Here is an 11,107-nt window from a genome sequence, read left to right as displayed (position 1 = left end):
CAATTTAATGTGAAGTTGCACATATCTCGATCCCCCTAAATCCCCCTTAAGAAGGGGGACTTTGATCGGAATCTTGTCCCCCCCTTATTAAGGGGGGCTAGGGGGGATCGGATTCTATGCAGCCTCATAAAAAATTGGTATCATTACCAGTCATCGTTTGGTTTGTTACTGTAAGTTTCCCAATCTTCGTCGGGCTGCGACTGATACAATGGTTCTGGTTCTAATTCTGGTTCTAATTCTGCTGACATTTCTAATTCGGGTTCCGATTCTTGCTGATAGATGTTCAGAGGTTCGACAACGCGGGCGATCGCATCTTTGACAAATGCTTTTACAAACTCGTCCTTCCTATTTAACTGAAACTGCCTTTGCACGACTTCGGCGATGCCACCATCGCCCCAATCTTGGTCATGGCGGAAATATTCAATAAAACTTTTACCGGCAATTCTGGTTAAATAAGCCGCGCTGACGGCTTGAATTGCTTTGCCAAGTACAAACCCGGCTACGCTTAACTGCAGCGCCCTTGATACTACTTGAATTACCCCTTCAACTATTCCCAAACTTGCTAGGGTTTTTGCTAGAGACAATGCCAATTCTTTCGCCCGATCGATATTTAATTCGCAGCCGTAAATCTTGGCAATTTCTACTACCATTTGAGCGTTAACTGCTGCTGTCGCCAGTAAATCCACAACTGGCAAAGGCGTTACGGCAATTACTCCGGCTCCTATCCACTGAAATCGCTCTACTGCCTTATCAGCTTGCCGTCGCCTTTGAGCGTCAATTAACTTGCGCGCTTGGTCTCCCAAGTGCTGAGATTGCAGCAAAATATTGTCCGCAATTAAGTCTTCGCCTTCGGCTCGCAAAATCGCAGCGATGCGCCGAATTAATGGCATAATATCCGGGTCTGGCTGAAAAATTGTGCCGTCTTCTAGTACCACTTTTGGCGGATTGGCGCTAATGGCGACTACATCCATTGCTGATACAAAACCTTTAACTCGCTGCCGCAGTTGAGCGAGAATTTCATCTCTGTCGCTGTCGGGATAAAGGTCAACTTTATTAAAAACCACGATCGACCTTTTGCCAATTTCCGCCAAAGCCCGCAGCGGTTCGTACTCGGATTTGCGCAAATCGCCGTCCAAAACAAATAAGATCAAATCTGCCCGGGCCGCCAACTGCCTCGCCAATTCCTCTCTGTAGGTTCCCGCTACTCCTGCTTCCAAGATGCCTGGGGTATCAGTAATTGCTAATTCTCGATCGATTCCTTTCAATTTCAGAGTGTAAGTTTCCCCAACTTCGGTAGTTCCCATCGGCGCGCCCACCTGTCCCGCCATCCGCCCCACCAGCGCATTGACAGCGGAAGTTTTGCCCGCAGAACCGGTGCCGAAAACAACTACTCGAACGCTGCCGCGAGCCATGCTAGCTTCAATTTCGCGGGCTCTCAACAGCAAAGCTTGCCGCGCTACTTCATCTTGAATGCGATCGACTTGTTGCCTGATTGCTTTGAGATTTTCCGAAGCAGCTTCACTTTTGACAACAGGAACCTTCGGATTAATCGCCCGTTTTCCCTTAACTTTCTGAGGGCGTTGCAGCAGCCTAAAATAGTAAAACAGCGCAAAAATTAGCGTTGCCAAAAGTACAATTATCAGGAAAATCAGCAAATTAGCCAGCAGCGGCGAAGCAGACCACGCAACTTGACTGTAAAGCCCAGTTAAGGAACTCACCAGCCCAATAATCAGCCCCAGGGCGAGGCAGAAAGCAGCAATTAAGGTTAACAGGCGCGGCAAAGGCATGAGGAAAGCGGCAAATAAAAGGGTTATGCTTTGATTTTTACATTACGCCGATAGTCATCAGTCATTGCAAATCTAAAATCTAAAATCTAAAATCTAAAATCTAAAATGGCGAAGCGCCCGTTAGCGAAGCCCTCGAAGAGGATCGTACTGCGCGAGCCCGCAACTCCCGATTCTGTCCGACTGCGGGCGCGATTTGCGGGGTTTTAGCGGTAGCTGGTGCAGACGGACAACTGCGCGAGCCCCCGAGTCTGCAATTGTAGCTTGCACGACCACTCAGCTACAGCCGTGAAGCCTAGCTATCCCCTAGGGAATCGCCCGCCCAAAGCGCAGGCTGGCTTATTTGCATCTACCTACTTATTTATTCGGTGATTTATTCGATCGCGAGTCGAGCAATACTTTTTCTAAGAATAAAAAATTACATGAAGAACCCAGAAACCCGGTTTATTAACGTAAGTGCGTCCTCGAAGCTGTGACAGCGGTAACGAGAAACCGGGTTTCTTAGGCAGGGTAAAAGCGTCCTAATTCACAAAAATCATCAAATTAAGTATCTATGCGGTACTCTCAAATCAAGCGCTCGTTAAGTTAAACTGAATTGTCAGTGCGTGAATTATTCACAGGTTCGCATCTATGCATATCAAACATCTGAACCAGCCTTCACAAGAACTCTCTACCTCTTGCGAGCCTAACATCCAAGAGAGCCAGCCACCAAAGCCCAATTATTTCGCTCACATAGCCCGTTCCTTGGGCAACCTCAGTATTCACGACAAAATCTGCCGTGGGTACGCACTGGCTCTTGGTGTTGCGATTGGGGGAACGGTTGTGGGGATGTTGACGGGCAATCATTACTATCAACTAACTAAGAATCAAGTACACCTCGATCGAGATAGTCAGCTTTTAAATAAGTTGCAGGTGGCTTTACTGCGGACGCAAAACAGCCAAAAATGGATGAGTTACTGGCTCGAACAGCCCCAAATATTTGACAAAAAATACCAACAGCTACAAAACAATGTTTACAGTTTAAAGTTTTCCCTATCTGAACTTAAAAGTCAGAAATATAGGGAGGAACAGATAGAAGGTTTACAAAGTTTTAAAAAAACTTACACTCCGCTAATTTCTAATTATATTTACCAGCTAGAAACAGTTAATAAAAAAATTAGTGATTTGCCCAAAACACCTGCTCAAAAAAGTGTTAAACTAAAGTTGCTGTCGAATTTAGAACGAGATAAAATTGGGTTACAACTAGATAGGGCGGTCAATGATATAGCAGAAATTATCGATCGCGCCCAAGAGCAAGAAGATGCAGGGCGGGAGGCGCTGCAGCGAGCGCAGGCGCTGCGGGAGCAAATAATTTTTGGTAGCATGGCACTGTCGATCGTCGTTGCAGCACTGCTGGCGGGCTTCACCAGTCAGGCGATCGCCAAACCCCTCGCCGCTGTAACTAAAATTGCTCAGCGAGTGACTGAAGAATCTAATTTTCAGTTGCAAGTACCAGTTACCAGCACCGATGAAGTAGGAGTATTGGCAGCTTCGCTGAATCAACTGATTCAGAAAGTAAATCACTTGCTAGAAGAATTGAAATCTGAACAAGAAAGCCAGGTACTCCAAAATGAGAAAATGGCAACTTTGGGGCGGATGTTAGCCGGTGTTGCTCACGAAGTTAACAACCCAATCAATTTTATCTATGCCAATATCGACCCAGCCAGAACTTACGTTGAAGATATTTTAGATTTGCTCGAAACTTACGAAACAGAAATCCCCAACCCGCCACCCGCCGCAATAAGCGCCAAAGCCGAAGAAATAGACATCGATTTTCTCAAAGAAGATTTGATGAAAATATTTGACTCGATGCAAGTGGGTGCTGAAAGAGCCAAAGCTATTATCTTAAGTTTGAAAGATTTTTCTCGCCTCGACGATTCGACCCCTAATTCCGTCGATTTGCACGCCTGCATAGACAGCAGTTTGCTGATGCTCAACAGCCGAGTCAAACAGGGCATTGAAGTGGTGCGAAATTACGGGGACATTCCGAATGTTGAAGGCTATATGGGTTTGCTTTACCAGGTATTTGTGAACCTTCTGAACAATGCACTAGATGCTGTGGAAGAAAAAGCAAAAATGGAGAAAACTAGCTCTGAGGAGGCGAAACAACAATCGGCTTCGGAGTCAATCAAACAGCAATCACCTAATTTTTCGCCGAGGATTGTGATTACTACAGAATACTTGGACGAGGACTCAGTGATAGTGCGAATTTCCGATAACGGTATGGGAATACCTGCCTCCACTCAAGCAAAATTGTTTGAAACATTCTTTACCACTAAACCGAGAGGTGTAGGTACTGGTTTGGGATTGACCATCGGCCGCCAAATTATCGTGAAGAAACACGGGGGGACGATTAACTTTTGGTCGGAGGTAGGAACCGGGACGGAATTTGGGATCGCCCTGCCGATTAAGCATGAGGATTTAATGCAAAATCCGCTGTCAAAACCTCCAATTCCTCGCGAATCTAATTCCCTCTACAACGGGAATGGGCAAACCAAGTCCGAGGTGAGAGGAATTGTAAAAAATAAAAAATCATGAGTTTTGAGATTGCTTACTGACTGGCTGTCGCTACGCCACTAGAGGAGTGATAATACTAACTCAAAACTATTTTTCGTAATCTTGAAAAACAGGAGTTGCTATAATTTAAAGTTGAGAAACAACTGTACGGAGCAAAAATTATGGGACTATTTGACCAAATTTTGAGCGCGATCGACAATCCCAACCAACAAGCAAGTCCCAATCAGTTGGGCAACATTCTCGGTGCGGTAGAACAGTTGAGCGGCAACCAGGGCGTCAATACAGGCACGACTCAGTTAGCAATGTCGGTTTTGGGCGGATACGTGCGATCGGCATTGCAAAACGTGCGATCGCAGTCGGGAGACGCACAAGCTCAACAAATTGTCAACCAATTTAGCGGCACAAATCCCAATCCGCAAGCGGTACAGAGTTTGTTTGGAGGCGGCCAACTGACCCAGATAGTAGCCGATATCGCCCAAAGAACCGGTTTGAATAACGCCACAGTGCAGGCGATGATACCTGTTTTGGTGCCCCTGGTGCTGAATTTGCTAAAAACCGGCAGCAACGCCCAAAATCCAGCCCAAGGCAGCAATCCCGTTTTGAATACGTTTTTAGATTCAGATGGAGACGGCGACGTAGATATTACTGACGCCATGTCGATGGCAGGCCGCTTTTTGAATCAGCGAAGTTAGCGTTAAGATGGGGGGATAGAGATTGGCGGGCGATCGCTCTAAATGGCAGAGTTTGACATGATGGAAAGTCTGCTCGCATAATTAACACAAATTAATGTGTAATTTCGCTCTATTATGCTTTTTTAGTCGGAGGTGACTTAGACTACCCCATCATCAGTTAAACTCTTGCTCTTTCTCTCTCTCTCTGGGCCATCTGGTTTTGCATACGATTATATAAATCAACTTGAGGATCGGAATGGCTAATGCAAGCAACTAACGCATAACGCTGCGTTTTTATTTCATCTAATTTTGCCCATTTACGATTACAACTCACAATTAAGGTCATGTTTTTTTCATTATATTTTCTAAACTGGGGAAAAATTTCTACTTGTCCCCTTTGGACTGTTCCTTTCTTGCGAAGATTGGAGCCTGGAGATAGTTTGACTTCAATGCCAGAGCCATATTGTTTTATTAAGTTTCCTTTTGTATTGTCTGTGGACTCATCAGGAGAACTCGTCTTGCCAGCAGCTTCATAAGCTTTTCTAATAATTTCACGATCGATTCCTTTAAAAAGTTCAAATTCCATTGTGACTCCTAGATATGAGTCTCCGCGAGTTGGGCTAGTTGGCGGATCAAATGCTAGGGTAATGGACAATATACGAGTGCCTTTTATCTCAAAAAATTCAGGTGGCAACTGGGGAATTTCATAAATATGAAAATAGCCTACATTGATCGAAATATTATCTTCTGATAGAACAACATAGTTTTCAGCAGAATACATTGCACGTTCTAAGTCAGCCTGTCCATAACCATAGATGGCTAACTGCTTTTTAATTTGTTTTGTATTTATACTTTGAGACTGCTTTTTGTTACATTGAAATTGGCGAGGAATTTCTTTAGGAAGAAGCGCAGAATTGACAATAAGCGCCCGAATTAAGTTAGAACTGGCATCGGGATATTTTGTAAAAAGTTGAGCAGCCAGGTTAGCAACACGAGGAGCCGCAAAGCTTGTACCGCTACAGATTTGAAATAAAGAACTTTTTAAATCTTTGGATAGAGTCACAACAGAAACACCAGCTACATTATCTGGCAATTCAGTGATTTTAGGTAAATTCAGGTTGGCTCGATAACTAAGATCTAATACCAAATCTCCGCCAAAATCTACAACATCAGGCTTAATCATTCCATCGACCCCAAAACCTGTTCTAGTGAACGGAGAGGGGTATCCTGGTAGTTTGGCGATCGCCTGACGACGAACATCAGAGGGTTCTGTAATACTACCGCGACCTAATGATAAAGAACCTACCGTTATTGCAATTGCTGAAGTAGCTGGATCGATAATTCGAGCGCTCTTTTTCAGCAGATAATTGGGGTAATCAGTCCGTAGTTGCTCATCTGATTTTGCCTCTTCATAAAAAGCATTGCCTGCTGAAATCACAAAAACAATATTTTTGTGTTGGTAGTCATAAGCAATTTCATCTATTTTGGCAGCTAATCGAAACTGCTTCGCCCCATCTCGGTAAATTTGGTCAGCGTTACCTAGCGAGATATTGATTACTTTGCAATTGGGATACTGTTCAACAAAAGCACGAATGGCTTGATCGAGTTGAGTTTCTACAAGAAGGTCTTCATGATATTCGTTTTTTTCGTTTGTCACACGGGCAGAAAATAGCCAAGCCGTTGGATCGAATGAACGTTGTTTAATACAGTTTTCAACATTTCCATAGATAGCAATTCCCGCGACATTAGTACCATGTCCATTTACATCGTCAGAGCCACCTTTTATGAATTCCCTTTTTGGATCTGGGAATACTTCAGTTTCACCCAACACCGGAGCAATCAACCGATGACCGCGCTGTACACCAGAATCAATAACCAGAATGCCACAATTATTTTCAGGTGGGGCAACAACATCGGGAAAATCAGAAATTGGCAGATTATAATCAGCAGTTCTTTCAAATGCAGGTTGGGGAGGGCGATCGATTTCTTTAACTATTTCCTCTAGCAGCAAAAGCTCTAAAACTTCGTGGGTGACTTTAATCCGAGCAATACACAGATATTCACCTATGTAGCTATCGCTCATTCTCATAGGAGCAGTATCGCTGGGTAAGCTCTCTAGCACTTCGGCGATATCATCTAAATACTTTCGCATCTCTGTGCGATCGCCTGTGTGCCAAAGTTCCAAATCTAAGGCGGTAAGTTCACCTAATTCTACAGGCTTTTGCTCCAACAAACGACCAATACGATCTTCACGTTCGAGGGGAACTAGCTCATCAATCGCTCCTAAGTATTCATACTTTGGGTATTCTTGAATTTGACGATAATTTTCTAACCCTCTCTGGAATTCAGTTAGCTGATTGTCCGATGAAAAGACAACAATCGCTTTATTGGGTTCACAAGCTAGTAAATTTAGTCCTGCTTGAGTCACCATGTCTTCTGAGAAATAGCCTTTTTTAGCAATTTTGATCTTAAAAATCAATTTTGGGTCAAGACGGAAGGGGCTAGTCTTTTCCTTAACAGGCTCAATCAAGGGAGAAAGTTGATTTAATAAACGCCTACCGTGTTCGCTGACATCACGTTTTGTACCACCAAAGCCACCCCTAGCAGCAGAGCGCCGAGGTGATTCAATGTTGATTCTGGGTAATTTCAGGTGGTCAAACTTACTTACCATTAGGATTAGACGTAAATAATTACTTTGAGCTTGCTATTACACTTTGTCTTTCTAGAAAGCGCCCAATCGCCACCTCTAAATCATCAGCAGTCACGGTACGTTCTCCTCGCAAAACCACGGCTTTAATTGCATCGGAGCAGATCCGTTCTATATCTGCTCCAGTAGCATTCTCAAGCCGATCTGCAAAAGTAGATAGATTAATTGCAGTATAACGGATTGCAGACAGATAGCGACTTAAAAGCGCCGTCCGCTGTTCAACCGTGGGATTATCGAAGAAAATAACTTCATCAAATCGTCGCCATACGGCACTATCCAGTAGTTTTTCGTGATTAGTAGCAGCAACAAATATACTTTGATTGGTCGCATTATCTATGAGCTGTAGTAAGCTATTCACGAGGCGTTTAACTTCACCATGTTCATTTAAGTTATCACGATCGCGGGCTATAGCGTCAAACTCATCGAACAAAACCAGCCACTCACCCTTTTCAATGTAGGTAAAAATTTTCTGAAGATTGGTTGCAGTTTGACCCAAGTAAGAAGAGAATACTGCTGTCAGGTTCACGTAAACAAGTGGGAGCCCCAAGGCGCTAGATAGGATTTTTGCCGTTTGGGTTTTACCACACCCAGGGGGGCCACAGAAGAGTAATTTGTTTTTGGGCTTGAGGTTATAGGCTGCAAGGATATCTTGTTTACGGTTTTCGAGGACGATTTCTTGCAGGATATCAAAAATTTTTTCACTCAGGACGATGTGATCCCAAGTAAGGTCAAATTGTTTGACATCAAGCAAGGCAAGTCCAGTATCCTTGTCTTTAGGAGGCTCAGGAAATTGGTGCCAGGGAGTCGGGTTAGCAGCTAAGGGTTTGATGTATCCATTGCCGTTTTGAAGCAGCTTTTCCAAATCTCTAGCAAGTAAGAGGTGATTTTTATTTCTTTCTTCTTCAATAATTTCCATAGCTGCAGCCAAAAACCCTTCTCTCTCGTTATGAGAGAAGCTTTTGAAGAGTTTTCTGAGGGTTTCGCCACGCGCCATACTTAGAATGGGAGTTAAACAGTTTATCTACCTTAATTAAACATACTACATATTTCCTAAAAAGTCAACATTTCAAACATAATATATATCGATTTATTGTAGAGCTGAAATATCCACTTTAATAGCAATTAAAACTCTTTCTTTATAACTATATAAGATTTTTATTGTGAACTATTTTATTGCCTTACCCGATATTTTTTGGTCGTTCAAATATCCTGTTATGGAATAAATTACACTCAAAAGTAAAATACACTCACTAATTACAAGGATTGGATAAACTTTTGATGGTTCGTTGATGATATCCCGAGCGTCGCTCGTAGCCAATTAATTAGATTGGAAATTTGTAACCGCAGATATCAGCGGATGGACACAGATGAACGCAGATACAATTTTATCTGCGTTCATCTGCGTTTATCTGCCGACCTCTGCGGTTGAAATTTCCTACTTTAACCCAAACCCAAATCAGTCACAGCACCAACACTGCTAGAAGAAACCAACTTAGCGTATTTAGCCAAAACGCCCTTAGTATATCGAGGTTTAGGAGGCTGCCAAAGAGCCCGCCGCTGCTCCAATTCTGCATCAGAAACATTGAGCTGCAACAAGCGATTGTTAGCATCAATCGTAATCGAATCGCCCTCTTTTACTAAAGCAATTGTGCCTCCTACTTGCGCCTCAGGTGCAACGTGACCGACAACCATGCCGTAAGTTCCGCCAGAGAAGCGACCGTCAGTAATTAATCCTACAGAATCGCCCAAACCTGCGCCAATAATTGCCGAAGTTGGTGCTAACATTTCGCGCATTCCCGGCCCGCCTTTGGGTCCTTCGTAGCGGATGATAATCACATCTCCGGCTTGAATTTTGCCCGCTAAAATTGCATCCAAACAATTTTCTTCAGATTCAAATACCCGCGCCGGGCCGGTAATTTGCGGTTTCTTAACGCCCGTAATTTTAGCAACGGCTCCTTCTGTTGCCAGATTTCCCCTCAGAATTGCTAAATGTCCTTGGGCGTAAAGCGGGTTGTTCCAAGGGCGGATGACATCTTGGTCGGTGCGGGGTTCGGCTGGAATATCTGCTAACACTTCAGCAATAGTTTTGCCGGTAATTGTCAGCGCGTCTGGGTGTAGTAAACCCTGTTCTAGCAGCATTTTCATTACTTGAGGAATGCCGCCGGCTTTGTGCAAATCGGTTGCTACGTATTTGCCGCTGGGTTTGAGGTCGCACAGCACTGGTACTTTTGCTCGAATAGTTTCAAAATCGTCGAGGGACAGTTCAACGCCGATCGCATTTGAAATGGCCAATAAATGCAGCACAGCGTTGGTTGAACCGCCGATTGCCATAATTACCGCGATCGCATTTTCAAAGGCCGATCGTGTCAAAATCTGGCTTGGTAGCAACTGTTTGCGGATCGCTTCCACCACAACTTTTGCAGATTCGGCAGCGCTGTCAGCTTTTTCGGCATCCTCAGCAGCCATTGTCGAAGAATAAGGCAAACTCATGCCCATTGCTTCAAAAGCGCTCGACATCGTATTTGCTGTGAACATTCCGCCGCAAGAACCCGCACCCGGACAAGCTTTGTGTTCCACTGCATTGAGTTCTGTTTCGTCAATTTTGCCCGCGCTGAATTGACCGACTGCTTCAAAAGCGCTGACAACGGTTAAATCCCGTCCGTTGTGGTGTCCGGGTTTGATCGTGCCACCGTAAACAAAAATAGCAGGAATGTTCATGCGGGCGATCGCAATCATCGCCCCCGGCATATTTTTATCGCAACCGCCGACAGCCAGCAACCCGTCCATACTTTGGCCGTTGCAAACAGTTTCTATCGAATCCGCAATCACATCTCTCGACACCAGAGAATATTTCATCCCTTGAGTTCCCATCGAGATCCCGTCGCTGATAGTAATCGTACCGAACACCTGTGGCATTGCCCCGGCTTCCTTTGCACTCGCAATAGCCCGCAAAGCGAGATCGTTCAATCCCATATTGCAGGGCGTAATCGTGCTGTACCCGTTGGCAATCCCCACAATAGGCTTAGTGAAATCGCCGTCGCCAAAACCGACTGCCCGCAGCATTGCCCGGTTGGGCGCGCGCTGCACGCCCCCAGTCACAGCTTGGCTTCTCAAATTTTCAGGCATTTTAAAATTTCCTTTGTCAGTTGTCCGTTGTTGAGTTGTCTGTTGTCTGTTTTTCTTTGCTGCTGGCTGTTTGAGGGCCCAGTGCCGAGAGTTTTACCCTATTTTTGATTTTCTCAGAAGCGTTGATATTTGTCAGGCCTTTTATCCGCGAGCAGCACAGCATTGCCCCGAAAGCAGTGCAAAGATTCTACAGATACTACAGCGTGGAGGGTTAATACCGTGGTTATCTGGGATGATGTGGTAAAACCCATCACCCTAACGTT

6 protein-coding genes are annotated in these 11,107 nt (G+C 44.5%); 2 read left to right on the top strand and 4 right to left on the bottom strand.

The window, feature by feature from the left end:
* Positions 1 to 143 precede the first annotated feature (143 nt).
* Entirely contained in the window at positions 144 to 1,787 is a 1,644-nt protein-coding gene (locus tag ACUVJL_RS22080) for a YcjF family protein (protein WP_445247795.1), read from the bottom strand.
* A gap of 627 nt (positions 1,788 to 2,414) precedes the next feature.
* Between ACUVJL_RS22080 and ACUVJL_RS22075 the strand changes: the two genes are divergently transcribed.
* Together ACUVJL_RS22075 and ACUVJL_RS22070 are read left to right on the top strand one after the other, a co-directional pair.
* Positions 2,415 to 4,361, top strand: coding sequence for an ATP-binding protein (locus ACUVJL_RS22075; RefSeq protein ID WP_445247794.1), 1,947 nt, complete (start codon positions 2,415 to 2,417; stop codon positions 4,359 to 4,361).
* Positions 4,362 to 4,501: 140 nt separating this feature from the next.
* Positions 4,502 to 5,032 (top strand): hypothetical protein, encoded by a 531-nt coding sequence (locus ACUVJL_RS22070; protein ID WP_445247793.1) that lies wholly within the window; start codon positions 4,502 to 4,504, stop codon positions 5,030 to 5,032.
* Between the two features lie 157 nt (positions 5,033 to 5,189).
* Here ACUVJL_RS22070 and ACUVJL_RS22065 read toward each other — a convergent pair whose 3' ends face one another.
* The 3 genes from ACUVJL_RS22065 to ilvD form a co-directional block, all read right to left on the bottom strand.
* Positions 5,190 to 7,682 carry a S8 family peptidase gene (locus ACUVJL_RS22065; protein ID WP_445247792.1) on the bottom strand — a complete coding sequence of 831 codons (2,493 nt, stop codon included), beginning with the start codon at positions 7,680 to 7,682 and terminating at the stop codon, positions 5,190 to 5,192.
* Between the two features lie 19 nt (positions 7,683 to 7,701).
* Positions 7,702 to 8,712 carry an AAA family ATPase gene (locus ACUVJL_RS22060; RefSeq protein ID WP_445247791.1) on the bottom strand — a complete coding sequence of 337 codons (1,011 nt, stop codon included), beginning with the start codon at positions 8,710 to 8,712 and terminating at the stop codon, positions 7,702 to 7,704.
* Between the two features lie 446 nt (positions 8,713 to 9,158).
* Positions 9,159 to 10,844 carry a dihydroxy-acid dehydratase gene (gene ilvD / locus ACUVJL_RS22055; RefSeq protein WP_445247790.1) on the bottom strand — a complete coding sequence of 562 codons (1,686 nt, stop codon included), beginning with the start codon at positions 10,842 to 10,844 and terminating at the stop codon, positions 9,159 to 9,161.
* Positions 10,845 to 11,107 lie beyond the last annotated feature (263 nt).

Source organism: Microcoleus sp. OTE_8_concoct_300, assembly GCF_031383065.1.
GTDB lineage: Bacteria > Cyanobacteriota > Cyanobacteriia > Cyanobacteriales > Microcoleaceae > Microcoleus.
The sequence above is the reverse complement of the archived record's forward strand: the minus strand, read 5'-3'. Positions and strand labels throughout refer to the sequence as shown.